This window comes from Adlercreutzia sp. ZJ176 (genome assembly GCF_011038975.1).
In the GTDB taxonomy this organism is placed as follows: Bacteria; Actinomycetota; Coriobacteriia; order Coriobacteriales; family Eggerthellaceae; genus CAAEEV01.
In genome coordinates this window covers 12582-28535 of sequence record NZ_JAAKEC010000001.1, presented here as the reverse complement: position 1 = coordinate 28535, position 15954 = coordinate 12582, and the positions used below count along the sequence as shown (strand labels likewise).

Annotated in this window: 11 protein-coding genes; 8 read left to right on the top strand and 3 right to left on the bottom strand. The window is 65.3% G+C overall.

Annotated elements, in window-relative coordinates; genetic code table 11:
* The first annotated feature begins 453 nt into the window (after positions 1-453).
* The 3 genes from rplM (at position 454) to G7Y50_RS00110 (ending at position 4898) form a co-directional block, all read left to right on the top strand.
* Complete coding sequence (gene rplM, locus G7Y50_RS00120; protein WP_165047013.1) at positions 454-888, top strand: 50S ribosomal protein L13; 435 nt, start codon at positions 454-456, stop codon at positions 886-888.
* Between the two features lie 2 nt (positions 889-890).
* The gene (gene rpsI, locus G7Y50_RS00115; protein ID WP_165047010.1) at positions 891-1283 is read left to right on the top strand and encodes a 30S ribosomal protein S9; all 393 of its coding nucleotides are present in this window, start codon (positions 891-893) and stop codon (positions 1281-1283) included.
* Between the two features lie 342 nt (positions 1284-1625).
* A complete protein-coding gene (locus tag G7Y50_RS00110; RefSeq protein ID WP_165047008.1) occupies positions 1626-4898 on the top strand; it encodes a CAP domain-containing protein in 3273 nt (1090 codons plus the stop codon).
* A 111-nt stretch (positions 4899-5009) separates the two neighbouring features.
* Here G7Y50_RS00110 and G7Y50_RS00105 read toward each other — a convergent pair whose 3' ends face one another.
* Together G7Y50_RS00105 and G7Y50_RS00100 are read right to left on the bottom strand one after the other, a co-directional pair.
* The gene (locus G7Y50_RS00105; protein ID WP_165047006.1) at positions 5010-5453 is read right to left on the bottom strand and encodes a PIN domain-containing protein; all 444 of its coding nucleotides are present in this window, start codon (positions 5451-5453) and stop codon (positions 5010-5012) included.
* On the bottom strand, positions 5437-5721 hold the full coding sequence (locus G7Y50_RS00100) for a type II toxin-antitoxin system RelB/DinJ family antitoxin (RefSeq protein WP_165047004.1): 285 nt from the start codon (positions 5719-5721) through the stop codon (positions 5437-5439). Before G7Y50_RS00100 ends, G7Y50_RS00105 begins: the two co-directional genes overlap by 17 nt.
* A 447-nt stretch (positions 5722-6168) precedes the next feature.
* Here G7Y50_RS00100 and G7Y50_RS00095 point away from each other — a divergent pair, with 447 nt between their 5' ends.
* Positions 6169-8259, top strand: a complete 2091-nt coding sequence (locus G7Y50_RS00095; RefSeq protein ID WP_165047002.1) for a glutamine synthetase III — start codon at positions 6169-6171, stop codon at positions 8257-8259.
* Between the two features lie 398 nt (positions 8260-8657).
* On the opposite strand, the gene G7Y50_RS00090 is transcribed toward G7Y50_RS00095, so the two are convergent.
* Complete coding sequence (locus G7Y50_RS00090; RefSeq protein ID WP_165047000.1) at positions 8658-10961, bottom strand: tetratricopeptide repeat protein; 2304 nt, start codon at positions 10959-10961, stop codon at positions 8658-8660.
* Positions 10962-11750: 789 nt separating this feature from the next.
* On the opposite strand from G7Y50_RS00090, the gene cimA reads away from it, so the two are divergent.
* From cimA to G7Y50_RS00070, 4 genes are all read left to right on the top strand, one after another.
* Positions 11751-13334, top strand: a complete 1584-nt coding sequence (gene cimA, locus G7Y50_RS00085; RefSeq protein ID WP_165046997.1) for a citramalate synthase — start codon at positions 11751-11753, stop codon at positions 13332-13334.
* Between the two features lie 257 nt (positions 13335-13591).
* On the top strand, positions 13592-13882 hold the full coding sequence (locus G7Y50_RS00080; protein WP_165046996.1) for a YerC/YecD family TrpR-related protein: 291 nt from the start codon (positions 13592-13594) through the stop codon (positions 13880-13882).
* 296 nt (positions 13883-14178) lie between these two features.
* Positions 14179-14766: an NAD(P)H-dependent oxidoreductase gene (locus G7Y50_RS00075; RefSeq protein ID WP_165046995.1), complete on the top strand. Its 588-nt coding sequence runs from the start codon at positions 14179-14181 to the stop codon at positions 14764-14766.
* Positions 14767-15415: 649 nt separating this feature from the next.
* Positions 15416-15946: a metallophosphoesterase family protein gene (locus G7Y50_RS00070; RefSeq protein ID WP_241156393.1), complete on the top strand. Its 531-nt coding sequence runs from the start codon at positions 15416-15418 to the stop codon at positions 15944-15946.
* Positions 15947-15954: the final 8 nt, after the last annotated feature.

The following is a 15954-nucleotide window of genomic DNA, read 5'->3' as shown; positions in this document are numbered from 1 at the left end:
TTGGAAACAGCATAAGCGTTAGCCATGACTAACTCTTTATCGATCCCAGGGTCAGATCTCGTCAACCCATCGCCAGCCCAGCGCCACGCAACCTTCGCCAACCTGGCCTCCGTCAGCCCCACCCTCCCGCCACCCTCCGCATCCCGCAGCCCCGCCAACTCCCACCACCCCAGCTCCCATCGGGTATTCTCGCGACTTTTCCGCAATTCTCGTTGACTTTTTCGCGCGCGCGTATATACAATGCAAAAGTTCGCTTTCAAAAGCCCCGTAAACGCAGAACGTGCTGCGGAGCGCGGAAAGAGGGAGTCCAGGCCCACACCCCGCGTGCTGGCGTAGGAAACCAGCGCCAAGGCAACCTGCACTTTTGAAAACAAACACATCCTGCAAGGCGCGCCAGCGCAAGCAATGGCGGTGAAACGCCACGTAGGACAAGCATTTATTGGAGGAACTTAAGTGAAGACGTATTATGCGAAGCCCGGTGAGGTTGAGCGCGAGTGGGTCGTCATCGACGCTGAGGACCAGGTTCTCGGTCGCGTGGCTGCCAAGGCCGCTCACATCCTGAAGGGCAAGCACAAGCCGCAGTACACCCCCCATGTTGACACGGGCGACTTCGTGATCATCGTCAACGCGGACAAGATCCGCCTGACGGGCACCAAGGCTGCGCAGAAGACCTACTATCGTCACAGCGGTTATCCCGGCGGGCTCAAGTCCGAGACCTTCGCGGAGGCCATGGCGAAGCACCCCGAGCGCGTGATCGAGCATGCCGTCAAGGGCATGCTGCCGAAGAACACGCTGGGTCGTGCCATGGGCAAGAAGCTGAAGGTTTACGCTGGTGCGGAGCATCCCCATGCCGCGCAGCAGCCCCGCAAGATTGAGATGGAGGGTTAATCATGGCGAATGAAGCTCTGTACTACGGCACGGGCCGTCGTAAGAACGCAGTCGCTCGCGTGCGTCTCGTTCCCGGCACCGGCAAGGTGACGATCAACGGTCGCTCGGGCGACGAGTACTTCGGTCGTGAGGCTCTGCTCAACTACGCGAAGACCCCCTTCAAGGTGACTGACACCCAGGGCCACTTCGACGTGATCGCCCGCATCAACGGCGGCGGCATCTCGGGCCAGGCCGGCGCGCTGCGCCACGGCATCTCCCGCGCGCTGCTCGAGGCCGGCGACTACCGCGCCGAGCTGAAGAAGGCTGGTTTCCTGACGCGTGACGCCCGCGTGGTCGAGCGCAAGAAGCCGGGCCTCAAGAAGGCTCGCAAGCGCCCGCAGTTCAGCAAGCGCTAGTTCCGCAGCGGCATACGCTTTGCCAAGAAGAGGCCCGTCCAGCATGCTGGGCGGGCCTCTTTGCGTCTGAAAGACCTGTTCATTCGTTGCATGATCGCGTGCATTTGCACAGCGGGCAGATAGGGCGACGTCTCTTGCCTAAGGAGGAGCCAAACCATTATTGGTTACATCAAAATACCCGTTCGTTTCCATATCGTTGAAAAAGCTGAAGCGAAGATGCAGAATTCAAGGGATTATAAAGCGTCTGGCAGGCCCTGTGCTGCTCGCACAGGGCCTGCCAGACGCTCAAAAGAAGAAGCTCCAGCTAACTTAACTGCTGCTCAGATGACAGGAGAAGTTCATATGGTCAAGAACGCGAAGCATGCGAAAAAGGCTCAGGGGGGGGGTAATCCCCTCATCACGTCAATAGTGGCGACAACGCTGGCGGCATCTCTGGCAGTTTCTCCTGCGCCGCTTGCGTTTGCAGCCGAGGCTTCTGCTGCTGACAATCAGGTTGACAAGATTAACGATCGGATTGCAGCTGAAGTCAACGAGGGCGTTCAATCGGAAATCGCCAAGCTGAAGACCACCATGGACGAGGCGAAGACAGAGGCCGACGGCGCCAAGGCGGCGCTCGACGAGGCGACCCCTGGCTACGAGGAGTCCCAGCAGCGGTATGATGAGTCCCAGGCTGATTACGATGCTGCGCAGCAGGCTTATGATGCCGCGGAGGCGGCTGCCCTCGGTGAGCTGAAGGCGCAGACCGACAAGGCGGTAGCCGAGGCGGAGGCCACCGTGAAGGCCCTCGAGGAGGCCGAGGCGGCAGAGGAGGCGGCTGTTGCTGACCAGGCCGCCAAGGAGCAGGCCTACGAGAATGCCGTGAAGAGCGCCGAAGCGGCTACCGCGAAGCTGGCTGAGGCTCAGAAGGCGGCCGAGGTGGCAACGCCCGAGGCCGTTGCCGAGGCCCAGAAGGCGGTTGACGAAACTCAGAAGGCGCTCGCGGCAGCCGAGGGCGATCTCGAGAAGGCCTCCGCTGCCGCCTCCCAGGCCCAGGCGGCCTACGACGCGGCCAAGCAGGCGAGCGACGAGGCCGACGCAGCCGCTGCGAAGGCACAGGGTGCGCTCGCGTCCGCTCAGGCGCAAGAAGCGGCGGCGAAGGCGACGCGCGATGAGGCGCAGGCTAATTACAACGATCTGCTCGCCAGCGCGTCTGACGAGAAGCGGGCCGAGGCTCAAGCTGCCGTGACGGCTGCGGAAGGCGCACTGAACGAGGCGAAGGCCTCGACGGCAACGGCCAATCAGGATCTGGCTAAGGCCCAGGCTGAGCAGGCTACTGCTTCTCAGAACGTTGCTCAGGCTAAAGGCGATCTCAATGAGGCGAAGGCTGCGGAAGCTGCCGCTCAGGAGAAGGCGAACGTCGCGAATCAGGACGCTGTTGCAGCCGATACCGCCCTCAAGGCGGCTCAGGCTGCCGCTTCGGACTATGCGAGCGAGCTTGAGGCCGCCAAGGCCGCCCTCAAGCAGGCTGAGAGCGAAAAGCAGTCCGCTGACCAGAAGGTCGTGGAGGCCGAAAGGGACAAGGCCGCTGCTGACCAGGCTGTGGAGGATGCAAAGGCTCAGAAGGCTGCTGCCGAGCAGAAGGCGACCGATCTTCGCGCCACGGGTTCGCTCGGTTTCTTCAAGGAAGTTGCCGGGGATAACAAGCAGCTGGCCGATGACCTGGAGGCCATCCTAAGGGGCAAACCCTTGAGCGCTGATGCATCTAAGCTTAGTAGTTTTTTTGGCGCTGCTTCTCCAAGCGAAGTTGCTGATGCGACGCACATCGGGGCAGAGGGGGATGCGACGAGCATCGAGAACCTCAAGGCAACCGTTGAGTGGATCAAAAAATGCAATGAGCTTCGAGTGAAAGAGGGTACTGATCCTCTGGGAGGGGAGGGCAACACCCTCAAAGAGCTAGATGTGAGCCTTTATCTCATGGCTATTGCTGAGGTTCAGTCCAATTGGTCGGTCGTAAATGGGCCGAAACATTCTGGTGCCTATAATGTTGGAGAGAATATTGCATGGTCATGGGGATATCCTCCTGATAAACCCTATGATCCTTTTACTTCATGGTACACTGAAGAAAAGAAGCTCTATGAAGAAACTTCGGGTTCGGCTCAGTCTGGGGTTGGGCATTATCTCAATATAGTTGATTCCAGCTATATCTCGACTGGTTTCGCAGTAAACCAGTACGGTGGCTGGGATTGCTTTTATGGGCAAACGTTTGGTTACTCATACGGTACACCTACTGCAGGTATATACACAGTTGGAGAATTCGAGAAGCTTCTCAACGCGTACCTCGAAAAGGTTGATCCCGACAAGGCAGCGGCGAAGGCGCAAGCTGAGCTTGACGCAGCGGAGGCCGAGCAGAGTAAGCTTGCGGATCAGCTGACGAGGGCTCAGGATGCGGCCGCCAGCGCGGCGAATAAGGTCACGGCGGCGAATGAGCGTGTCGCCGCTGCGCAGGCCGCCGTTGACAAGGGTGACAAGGAAGTCATGAGCCGTCAGGCTGCCAAGGACACTGCTGACAAGGCAGCTGCCGCTGCGAATGGGAACCTGGCCAAAGCAAAGGAAGCTGTGACCAGCGCCGACGCGAACCTCGCGACGCTTAACCAGGAGCTTAATAAGAAGAACCAGGCGGTCGAGGCTGCCGAGTCGGCCCTCGATGCTGCCAAGCAAAACCAGTCCGAGAAACAGCAGGCCTACGATGATGCCGAATCCAAGCTGAACGGTCTTGTTGCCGGCCTTGAGGCCGCGAGCAACAACCTCAAAAAGGCAGAGGCGGACTACGCTGCCGCTGCCGATGTTCTGGCTGATGCTCAGTCGGCGGCAAACGCGGCTAACGAGAAGAGCACGGCGGCCGCTCAGAAGGAAGCGGCTGAGAAGGCGTCGCTCGATGCCGCCCGATCTGACCAGACCGAAAAGCAGCAGCTTCGCGATGCGGCTGCTGCCAGCGCGGGCAAGGCCCAGGAGGGGCTTGGCCAGCTGAACGCCCTGCTCGCCGCCAAGGATCAGGCCGCAGCTGACAAGAAGGCCGCCGAAAAGGCGGTCGTCAAGGCGGAATCTGACGTGAAGGCAGCCCAGGAGGCCGTCGTCGCCGCTGGCAAGGCCGTTGCGGCAGCTGAGGCGAACAAGGCGCAGGCCGAAGCCCTTGCTGCCGACTACCGGGCCATCGATCCCAAGGATGCCCTCAAGAACGGCGTCGCCGACCCGCGCTTCGCGGACATCGATGCGCTCTTCAAGGACGCCCAGGCCAAGCAGGTTGAGCTCGATGCCGCTAAGGCCGCCTTTGACCAGGTCGCCAAGGACCATGCCGTGGTCTCCGCGGAGTATCGCGAGGTCGAGAGCGCTTACAAGGACGCTGTCGCCGCCTACGAGGACGCAAAGGCGAAGTACGAGGCGGCGCTTGCCGCCGAGGCGGAGGCGAACCAGAAGGTCATCGCCGCGAAGCACGCTGCGGCTGAAGACAAGGCGGAAGCTGCCTTGGCCCAGACGGGTGACGGCGTCTTCGGCTTTGCGAGCGCGGCTGCCCTCGCGGGCGTTGCCGCCCTTGGCGTCGTCTCGGTTGCTCGTCGCAAGGAGCGCGCAAGCCGCTAGGATCTGCGCCGAAAAGCAAAGAGACCCCTTCGAGAGGCCCGTCCAGCATGCTGGGCGGGCCGTTTCTTTTGCGTAGGAGCACATGCGTTCCTGCGCGCCAACGCGCGCTTGCTACCAGGGGACTTCCTCGTATATGATTCCGCGGGCCTCAAGCTCGGCGAAGAGCTGCTCAGGCGTGAGGGCCCTTATGGAGGAGCGGGCGAAGTCCTTCACGTTGCGCGTGACGATGTAGTCGGCGCCGACCTTGCTGGCGCAGCGCGCGACGAGGCAGTCTTCGAAGTTGCTCCACTTCTGCGCGAGAGCCTCCTTCACGTCTTCGGACGTGATTCCCACGATCTGCAGGAACGACAGGTCCTCCTCGATCATGCGCTGCGCCTCGGTGCTGCCGTAGTCCTTGCGCAGCAGGTAGTAGATGTCGGTTGCCATGTTGGCCGAGATGTCCGTCCTCGCCTCGCCCGTTATGCCGAGTAGGCATACGCGGCGCGAGAGCTCGTAGAACGGTTCGCGCCTCCCGATGTGGTCGAGGACGACGTTGACGTCAACCATCAAGTCCATAGCGCTCCCTCAGCCGCAGGTTGCGAAGTTCCTCGTCGGAAAGGGCAAGCGGCTCTTTCGTGTGGCATGCGTCGAATGCGGCGATGCGCCGGGCGACTTCCTCGCGCGAGGGCTTCTGCGCGCTCTCGAAGGGGAGGGCGTCGTTTCGGACGGCGTACGCGAAGAGCTCCCTGACCGACTGCGAGGGGGTGAGGCCGTAGCGCCTTATGACGCGCGCGCCGCGCTCCTTCGTCTCCGCGTCGAGGCGAACGGTGAGCACTGACTCCATAATGCCTCCTCCAGCAGGATGGTATTACATGTAATACAGTATAGGGAGCCTGCTTCGGCTTCGCCAGAGGTGACCCTTCGATCTCTATTCGCGTGCCAGCCTGCTCTCGCTTGCCAGCCTGCCTGCACTCCACTTTCGCGCTCTCGTCTTCCGCCCGTGTCCTGCTCACGCCCGCCCGCACCTCGCCCGCCCGCACCTCGCCCGCCCGCCCGCACCTCTCGCTCCGCACCCCGCCCCCGCCCCCGCCCCCGCCCCCGCTTTTCGTTACATACGGTTCTCCCGACCGAAAACTTCCCGAAACATTCGGCCAGTAGTTTGATGAGGGTAAGTTACCGAGGGTTTTTCGGCGCGGGCATGGTATCGTATCTCCATGCGTCGTCGATGTTTTTCGAGGTCGGCGCCGTGCATGAGACATCCGCTTGAATGCAAGTGAGGAGCGACACTTTTATGGCAAGGGTATCAGAGATCTACGGCTCAATGGTCTTCAACGAGCACACGATGCAGGAGCGCCTCCCATCGGCCACCTACAAGCAGCTCATGAGGACGATCAGAGACGGCGCGCCGCTTGACATCGAGGTCGCGAACGTCGTCGCCCACGCCATGAAAGAATGGGCCATCGAGAAGGGCGCCACGCATTACACGCATTGGTTCCAGCCGCTGACGGGCATCACGTCCGAGAAGCACGACGGCTTCATCGACCCCTGCGGAGACGGCCGCGCCATCATGAGCTTCTCGGGCAAGGAGCTCATCCAGGGCGAGCCCGACGCGTCCTCGTTCCCCTCGGGCGGCCTGCGTGCCACCTTCGAGGCCCGCGGCTACACGGCGTGGGACCCCACGTCCTACGCGTTCATCAAGGACGAGGTGCTCTGCATCCCCACGGCGTTCTGCTCCTACACCGGCGAGGCGCTCGACAAGAAGACGCCGCTTTTGCGCTCCATGAAGGCCCTCGAGGAGCAGGCCAAGCGCGTGCTGGCGCTGTTCGGCGAGCATCCGGCGCGCGTGACCACCACGCTCGGCGCCGAGCAGGAGTACTTCCTGATCTCCGAGAAGGACTACGAGAACCGCCTCGATCTGGTGCTCACCGGCCGCACGCTCTTCGGCTACCCGCCGTGCAAGGGCCAGGAGCTCGAGGAGCACTACTTCGGCGCCATCCGCCCCACGGTCAACGAGTTCATGAAGGAGCTTGACGACGAGCTGTGGAAGCTCGGCGTGCCGGCGAAGACGAAGCACAACGAGGTGGCCCCCGCGCAGCACGAGCTGGCGCCCATCTTCGCCAACACGAACCGCGCCATTGACGAGAACCTGCTCACCATGGAGAAGATGCGCCTTCTGGCCAGCCACTACGGCCTGGTGTGCCTGCAGCACGAGAAGCCGTTCGAGAACATCAACGGGTCCGGCAAGCACAACAACTGGTCCATCTCGGCAGGCAAGAAGAACCTGCTCGACCCGGGTGAGAACCCCATCGAGAACCTGCGCTTCCTGGTCTTTCTGACCTGCGTCATCCAGGCCGTCGACGAGTACCAGGAGCTTCTGCGCATGTCGGCCGCGAGCGCGGGCAACGACCACCGCCTCGGCGCGAACGAGGCGCCGCCGGCCATCGTGTCCATGTTCCTCGGCGACGAGCTGGGCGCCGTGGTGGACGCGCTCATCGACGAGCACGACTACACCTCGGCCGAGCGCGTGGCCATGGACCTCGGCGTCGACGTGCTGCCGAACTTCCTCAAGGACAACACCGACCGCAACCGCACGAGCCCCTTCGCCTTCACGGGCAACAAGTTCGAGTTCCGCATGCCCGGCTCGACGCAGAACCTCTCCGACTGCAACATGGTGCTGAACGCCGCCATGGCGAAGTCGCTCAAGGAGTTTGCCGACGTCATGGAGGGCAAGTCGGGCGACGAGCTCGAGGCGGCCGCCATCGACTACATCAAGCAGACGCTGCGCGACCACCAGCGCATCATCTTCAACGGCGACGGCTACTCCGAGGAGTGGCCGATCGAAGCAGAGCGCCGCGGCTTGGCGAACAACCGCACCACGGCCGACGCGCTGCCGTGCCTCGTGAGCCAGAAGTCGATCGACCTGTTCGGCGAGTTCGGCATCCTCTCCGAGACCGAGGTGCGCAGCCGCTACGAGGTGAAGCTCGAGAAGTACAACAAGGTGATGAACATCGAGATCCGCACGATGAAGCGCCTGACCCGCCGCGACTACCTGCCGGCCGTCAACAAGTTCGCCGCCGAGGTGGCGCGCCACATCACCGAGGTGCGCGCGGCGATGCCCGACGCCGACCTGTCGAGCCAGGAGGCGAAGCTGCGCGCGCTCGTCGAGGGCTCGGCCGAGATCAGCAGGCACCTCAACAAGCTGCACGAGCTGCACTACGCGTCGCTCGAGGTCGCCGACCAGCAGGAGCGCGCGAACATGAACGCGCACGAGATCATCCCCGTGATGGACGACCTGCGCGCCGCCGTGGACAACATGGAGATCATCGTGGAGCGCGAGTTCTGGCCCGTGCCCACCTACAACGAGATCCTGTTCTACGCGTAGGAGCCGGCGGTTCGGACGGGTGCTTGCAGGTTGCTCAAACCAGGCGGGTTTCTTCGAGTCGCCTGAATCAGGCAGACGCCTGCGGGAGCCGCCGATCCAGGTAGGCGTTCGCAGGAGCTGCCGATTTGGGTAGACACCGATAACGGCCCTTTTCCATCCACCTCAGGGGAATTCTGGATGAAAAGGCGCCGTTATCGGTTGTTTTTGGGCAAAAGTGGATGCAAAAGCTGCGTTGTCGGCGATTTCGCTTGTGCAAACCACCGACAACGGCTTTGTTTCATCCACCTTTCCCGAGGAGGTGGATGCAAAAGGGCCGTTGTCGGTGTCCGATCGGTGTCCGCAGCGGCGCGGCGAAGGGAAGCCTCTCGCCGCGCCGGCTGCGCTGCTTTCCCGTGCCCCTATGCCCCTTCCTTCAGGGACGAGGCCACGGAGCTAATGATGTCGTTGCGCTTGATGTGCCCGATGACCCTCGCCATGGGGGAGGCGGCGAGCGGCAGGCCGGCGTCGCACAGGCCCACCATGGCCTTCGCCATCAGCTCGACGGCCTCGTCGGTCGGCGCGAGCGGGACGCCCGCGGCGCGCAGGACGGATGCCGCCTCGGAGCCGTCCACCGGGTCACGGTCGCCCATCTCGCCCAGCAGGTCGGACAGCTCGCGCGCGGCGGGCTCGCCCATGCTCGACGCGCGCGGCACGCGGCTGTAGCACGCCGCGGCCTCCTCGCGCCGGCCCGTCTGCCAGAACGCGTAGGCCAGCCGGTAGTACAGGTAGAATATGCCGTCGTCGATCACGGCGTAGCGCAGCGCCTGCTTTGCCACGTCGATCACGAGGTCGTAGCGGTCGGCCTCCACGTAGGCGGTGATGAGGTCCTGGTAGGCCGACGGGCCCGACGGCGCCATCTCGAGGCACGCCTTCGCCTGCGCGATGCCGCCGTCCGTGTCGCCCATGCCGGTGTAGAGGTGCGAGAGCGCCGCGCGGGCCGCGTGCGCCATGTCGGAGGCGCGGGCGTAGCGCATGCCCGGTTCGGCGTCGAGTCCCACGAGGTAGCGCGCGAACAGGCCCTCGCAGTACAGCGGCGCCACCTTGCCGGCTGCGGCGGCCTCGGGGTTCGCCTCGCGCAGGGCGGCGAGGTTCGCCTCAGTGAGTTCGTCGCCCTTCTGCGCGATGTCCTCGAGCTGCGCGGTGGCCAGAAGCGGGGAGTCGTCGCGGTCGTCCATGGCGGCCTCGAAGCGCTCGCGCATGGCGAGGTCCTGCTCGCTCATCACGTCGAGGTCGCACGCGCGGTCGGCGTGCAGCAGCTCGGCCAGCTCAGGCGGCAGCACGCGCGTGTCCTCGGCGAGGGGGATGTGGCGCTCGGGGAGGTTCGCGGCAAGGGGCTCAACGGGGAGGTTGTGCCCGGACGCGTCGGGCGATACGGCGAACCTTGTGGGCTTGAGCAGGCCGAACAGCGTGGCAGGGTCGTACTCGGTGCCGGCTGCGGCCGTGGCGCCCTCCTTGATGGAAGGCATGACGCCCATCACGAAGGTCATGCGGTCGAACTCGAGCGAGAGGACCGTCTCGCTGTCCAGGCTTCCCTCGTGCCCGTTGACGAGCGCGCGCGTGATGCCCACGCTCGAGCCGAAGGCGGCCGCGGCGATGAGCGCCGCCAGGCGCAGCGCGTAGGCGGCCGCGGCGGCGGGCTGCTGGCTCGTGCGGTCCTGCCACGCGAACGCGTCCTCCACCCACTGCGAGCGCGGCATCTGGTCAGGGCAGGGGAGCGTGACGTCGGCCACCACCGTGCCCGATGCCACGTCGACGTCGAAGCGGTACTCGAGACGGTAGGGCAGTATGAGCGTCTCACAGGCGTGGGCGAAGCGCGTGCACACGTCCCAGTTGCCGCCGCGCACGCCCGTCGCGCCGCTTATGGTGAGCAGCTCGTTCTCCTTCTCGGCCCCCTCCAGGCGCCTCTCGGCGTAGCGCGTGATGGAGCGGATGTTCTGCCAGTCCCATTGCGCGTAGACCTCCTCGGGATGGTAAGGCGTGCGGGCCTCCGCCCGCATGGTCTGCCTGACGAGGATGAGGCGGTTCAGGGCCGACTCCACCCGCAGCACGCAGGCGCGCTGCTCAGGCTCCATGGAGCTGGCGTCGAAGCTGATCCAGTAGAGTCCCGTGAGCGAGAGGTGTCGCAGCTCAAGCGGGTGCTCGACGGCGATGGCGCGCAGGTTGGCCGCGCCGGCCTCGGTGAGCAGGCGCGCGGCGTAGCGCTCGAACGAGGTGACGTCGACTTCGCCCGGCGCGGCCATCGACACGCGGAACAGCAGCCCGTCGATGGCGTCGGGCAAAGGGGCTTCCTTGAACGTGGCGAGTACTTCCTGAGGGGTCCGCCGCGCTTCAGGCACGGGGGCGGTGTCGTCGGGCTCGAAGGCGCTGCCAGCGGGCGCGGAGGTGTTGCCGGAGTTGGCGTAAGGCGCGGCGGCGTTGTGGGGCGTGGAGGAGCCGCCGGAGGTGCCGTAGGGAATGGGGGAGTTGTTGCCGGGCACGCTGGCGCCAGACGTGGCGGTGCTGCCGGCGGCGTAGGGCGCGGGGGCATCGTAGGGCGTGGCGGTGCCGCCAGAGGCGTCGGATGCAGAGGCGCCTCCGGAGGTGGCAGCGCCTCCGGAGGCAGCGTCGGACGCGGGTCCGTTTCCGGAGTTGCGAGAGTCTTTCTTGCGGAAGAAGTTGAGCATGGGAACGCTCCTTGCGTGCTTGGGTTCCGCGCGTCGCGTCCTCGTCGGCCGGGAGCGGCGCCCCTGTCGGTGGGGCGTCTTGTTCCTGCTGACCGGGCGTGGCGTGCGGCATGATGCTTTAGAGCATGATTGTGGCACAACTGGCGCGTCGGCGAAAGCCCTTTTGCCACGTCCCTGGCCGACGGGGCCATCTCGCGACCACCTCGTGTCAGCGACTGCCTTGTGTCATCCTGAGCGAAGCGCCCGCAGGGCGCGTAGCTGGAGGATTCGGTCCTAAGCGCAGGACGCCAGCCAGCACGGAGGGCGTCATGCCCTCGGCCGTCGCGGAAGCCTCATGCCCTCGGCTAGCGCGGCAGGTGTCGCGCCCTCGGCCAACCTGGCAAGCGTGCCGTCTCATCCCGTGTCATCCTGAGCGAAGCGCGAAGCGCGTAGCCGAAGGATCTGGTCCCAAGTGTGTGACGCCCGCCCGTTCCGACCCCGCCCCGCCCACCTGCCCGTGCCCCGCCCACCCCGTCCTGTCCGCTCCGCCCTGCGCCCCGTCGTCCCACTCCCTTCTCTTCGCCGCCCTCTTTTCGATCCTCCCGCCGCTCCGTCCCGTTTGCGGTAAGATGATCTGATCCAAAACGGGGCGCGGCTCGCAGGTTCGTGCGCAACGTGGCGTGCATTCGCGAGCGCAACTCATCGCGCACTCGCGTGCAGCACGGCCCGCGCGTGCAACGCGGCTTGCGCGCGCACGCGGGCTCAAGCAGGCTCGTGCGCAACGCGCCCCCGACGCGAAGGGGAGGTACCGTGGACAAGCGCGTCTACACTTACGATTCCACGCTGCGCGACGGCGAGCAGTGCGAGGGCATCACGCTGTCGCTCGAGGACAAGCTGCGCATCGTGCGCCGGCTCGACGCGTTCGGCATCGACTACGTCGAAGGCGGCTTCCCCGCCTCCAACCCCAAGGACATCGCTTTCTTCGAGGCCGTGCGCACCATGCCGCTTGCGCACGCGAAGATCGCGGCGTTCGGCAGCACGTGCAAGAAGGGCGTGCCCGCCGTCGAGGACCAGGGGCTGGCCGACCTGCTGGCGTGTGGCGCCCCGGTGGTCACCATCGTGGGCAAGACGTGGGATGCCCAGGTCACGCGCGCGCTGCAGACCACGCTCGAGGAGAACCTGCGCATGATCGCCGACTCGGTGGCGCATCTGAAGGCGGCGGGCCGGCGCGTGGTGTTCGACGCCGAGCACTTCTTCGACGGCTACGCGGCCAACGCTGACTACGCGTTGGCGTGCCTGCGCGCGGCACACGAGGCCGGCGCCGACTCGATCGACCTGTGCGAGACGAACGGCGGCGCGCTTCCCTTCGACGTCGAGCGCGTCGTCTCCGAGGTGGTCGCCGCCTTCCCCGGCCAGGCGTTCGGCATCCACTGCCACAACGACTCGGGCTGCGCGGTGGCCAACACGCTCGCGGCCGTGCGCGCCGGCGCGTCAACGGTGCAGGGCACCGTGAACGGCATCGGCGAGCGCGTGGGCAACACCGACCTGCTCACGGTGATCGCGAACCTCGAGCTCAAGTGCGGCGTCACCTGCGTGGGCGCGGGCAACCTGCGCAACCTCACGAGCCTGGCGCAGTACGTGGCCGAGCTGTGCAACGTGTCGGTGCCCGCGCACCACCCCTACACGGGCACGTCGGCGTTCGCCCACAAGGGCGGCCTGCACGCCAGCGCCATCGCGCGCTTCCCCGAGGCGTACGAGCACGAGCGCCCCGAGGCCGTGGGCAACGGCGCGCGCATGCTCGTGAGCGAGCTGGCGGGCAAGGCGTCGCTCGTGCAGAAGGCGGTCATGCTCGGCATCGACCTGATCGACGCGGGCGTCGACGTGCAGGCCATCCTCGACGACATCAAGGAGCGCGAGGCGCGCGGCTACACCTACGAGGTGGCCGACGGCTCGCTCGCGCTCCTGCTGCGCCGGCACCTGGGCACGTACCAGCCGGCGTTCGCGCTCGAGAGCCTCCGCGTGATCATCGACGACCGCGAGGACACCGGCGCGCTCGCGAAGGACGCCACCTCGGAGGCCACCGTGAAGATCCACGTGGGGGACAAGCGCATCGTGGCCACGGGCGAGGGCGTCGGCCCGGTCGGCGCGCTCGACAACGCGCTGCGCATGGCCATCAGCGAGTGCTACCCTGAGGTGAGCAACATGGAGCTCGTGGACTACAAGGTGCGCCTGCTCGACGAAAGCCAAGGCACGGGCGCCATCACTCGTGTTACCATCACAACAGCCGACGGCCGCGGGAGCTACGGAACCGTAGGCGTGTCGGAGAACGTGATCGAGGCGTCATGGAACGCGCTGGTCGAGTCCATCGAATACGGGCTGTTGCGTCTTTGCTGACGCAAAGACGCAGGGTCGACGCTGCGGCTTCTTGTGGTACCTGGGTCCTGTTCAGATGAGCTGCTCAGGACACGCCCTCTCGGGCGCATAGATAGCTCTAAACAGTCCACAGGACTGTTTACTGTTTGGGGCGCGGCGTTGGCGAAGCCAACTTGGCCCCAAGGCGGGGCTATTCCAGGCACCGCAAGAACCCTCGCTGACTTTATGCGGCATGGGATTTGCTATAAACAGATGAAGGCGAAGAAGGCGAGAGGCGAATGAGCGAGATCAGAACGAGGGAAGTGGACGACCTGCTGCGCGTGCTGTCCGCGCTTGACGACGAGGACACCATCTTCGCGCTGCTCGAGGACTTGTTCACCATCCGCGAGATCCGCGAGACGTCCCAGCGCCTGGCCGTGGCGCGCTTGCTGTCGGCGGGCAAGTCGTACGCGGCCATCGAGGAGGCCACGGGCGCCTCCGCCACCACCATCGCTCGCGTCTCGAAGTGCCTGAGCTACGGCACCGGCGGGTACGCGGCGGCGCTCGAGGTGCTCGCGCGCGCCGAGTAGGACCCGGGCGGGGCGCCGCCGGCAGCGCCGCAAGGGCTGAGCAGGGCGCCGCCACCGTCGCGAGGGCCGAGCGGGGCTCGAACGGGATACCGCTGGAGAAGCCGTGAGGCCTACCTAGAACCCGACCAGGCCGCCGCTGGCGAAGCCGAAGCGCCCGCTGGCACGAGGCGCGGCAGCGCATCCTCCCTTTCCCCGCGCAGGGGCGTACCATGGGCGCTCACCCCATTTGCCTGCGAGGCGGCTTGGGGCGAGGCGGCGCGGCGACGCGCAAGCGAAGGGATGAGGGGGAGCTCGAGATGGTTCTGTTTGTGAACGCCTGCATTCGCGGCGAGCAGTCGCGCACGCTGCAGCTGTGCCGCGCGTATCTGGGTGCGGTCAAGCGCGCGGGCGCGGCGGTGCGCGAGGTCAACCTGGAGCAGCTGCACCTGACGTCGCTGTCGGCGCAGAAGGTGGCGTTCCGCTCGCAGCTGCAGCGCCGCGGCGTGTATGACGATGACGTGTTCGACCTGGCCCATCAGTTCGCCGAGGCCGATGACATCGTCATCGGCGCGCCGTACTGGGACCTCGCCTTTCCCGCCGCGCTCAAGACCTACATCGAGCACGTGAGCGTGGACAACGTCACGTTCCACTTCACGCCCGACGCGCGCTACGAGGGCCTGTGCCAGGCGCGCCGCATCACCTACCTCACCACGGCGGGCAGCCGCCTGACGCGCAACCTCGGCTACGACTACATCTGCGCCCTCGCCGAGATGTTCGGCATCCCCGAGGTGCGCTACGTGGTGGCCGACGGGCTCGACGCCGAGGGCGTCGACGTTGACGAGGAGATGGGGAAGGCCCGCGCGCAGATCGCGGAGCTGCTCGCCGAGGACGGCATCGAGCTGTAGGCGGAGCGGGGCGTCGGCGTATCGCTGCGCCGGCGAGCCCTGGCGTGCCGTGCAGATTTTCAAGGTGTTTTTGGCAGAAATCTTCAGATATTTGTCGATTTCTGTGGCATGAAGCCCATTTGAAGTTGCCGCTCTGCGCATTGCAAAATAATAGCGCAACTGCGAACAGGTATTTTGTATGATAGAGCACTACCGCAAGTGCGGATGTTGCCCTCAGCGGGTAACTGATCGACAAATATCTGAAGATTTCTGCCAAAATGCCGATGTTTTTCTGCAAGCGTGCGGGAAGGCGGCCAGGGGGTGGGCCGCCTTCCCTTAAAGGAGGAGTGATGCCGTTGGCGGCGGCATCGGCCCGAGGTCGCCGGGGAGGGCGGCTCTCGGGCGGCGCTGGTGGATGAGGCCAGCGCCTAAGGAGAGAGAAGAAGGAAAGGATGGGAAAGCAAGGCGTTTCTTGCTTCGTTTCCGTTCCGCAATGAGAAGTATGCCAGCTCGCGCGCCCCGCGAGCGCAGAAACGCCGCACGGTTACCCAGCTGTTGACGTCTGTTGGGCGGGGCGTTGCGCGAAGGCGCTGCGCGCTCTTTTTATGGTGCGGCACCTGGCTCCCTGCATTTCGCCACGCGCCCTTTCCGCTGTGCGGCGCATGCTATCATGGACGCCATGACATGGGTGGGCATCATATCCGACACGCACGGCACGCTTGACGCGCGCGCCTTCGCGGCGCTGTCCGACTGCGACCACATCATCCACGCGGGCGACATCTGCGGGCCGGCGATCCTGCGCGAGCTCGCGTGCATCGCGCCGGTGACCGCCGTCCTCGGCAACAACGACTTCCCCGAGTACGGCAGCGCGGTCACGCGCTTCGCGCGCCCCGTGGTCGGCGGCGTGCGCTTCTTGGTGGCGCACTACCCGCAGGATGTGCGCATCACGTACGCGGGGTCGAGCGCGCTGGCGCCGGGCGACTCCATCCCGCAGGTGCTCGTGCACGGCCACACGCACGTGCCGAAACTCGAGACGGGCCCCGAGGCGCGTCCCGCCAGCCTGCTCATCTGCCCCGGCTCGGCCTCCCTCCCGCGCGGGGGCTTCTCCCGCAGCATAGCGAAGGTGCAGGTGAGCGAGGGGCGCATCCTCGAGGCCCGCGTGGAGTCCCTTGGCGGAAAGCCCATCTTTACCTGGGGATAGACAAAAAG